Origin of the sequence: Streptomyces sp. SID11385 (assembly GCF_010548245.1) — a bacterium.
In the GTDB taxonomy this organism is placed as follows: Bacteria; Actinomycetota; Actinomycetes; order Streptomycetales; family Streptomycetaceae; genus Streptomyces.
In genome coordinates, this window is sequence record NZ_JAAGLR010000647.1 from 1 (window position 1) to 293 (window position 293).

General features: G+C 81.2%; 1 pseudogene. It reads left to right on the forward strand.

The features are described from left to right. A pseudogene (locus G3I42_RS19555) lies at nt 1-186 on the forward strand (L-threonine-O-3-phosphate decarboxylase); the annotation flags it as partial. Between the last annotated feature and the right edge of the window lie 107 nt (nt 187-293).

Consider the following 293-nt stretch of genomic DNA (forward strand, 5'->3'; position numbering starts at 1 on the left):
GCCTCGTTCCTGCTGGTGCGGCTGCCGGGGGCGGCGCGGGTGCGGGAGCGGCTGCGGGCGGCGGGGTGGGCGGTGCGGCGCGGGGACACGTTCCCGGGGCTCGGGGAGGAGTGGCTGCGGGTGGCGGTGCGGGACCGGGGGACGAGCGAGCGGTTCCTGAAGGAGGCGCGGGAGATCGTGGGCTGAGGCGCGCGGGGTGGGGTGGCGGCGGGGCCCGCCCGGGCGCGCATCCCGGGCGGGCCCCGCCCTCTGTGCCGTACGGGACCGTGCGGGGCCCCGTACGGGCGTCGGTT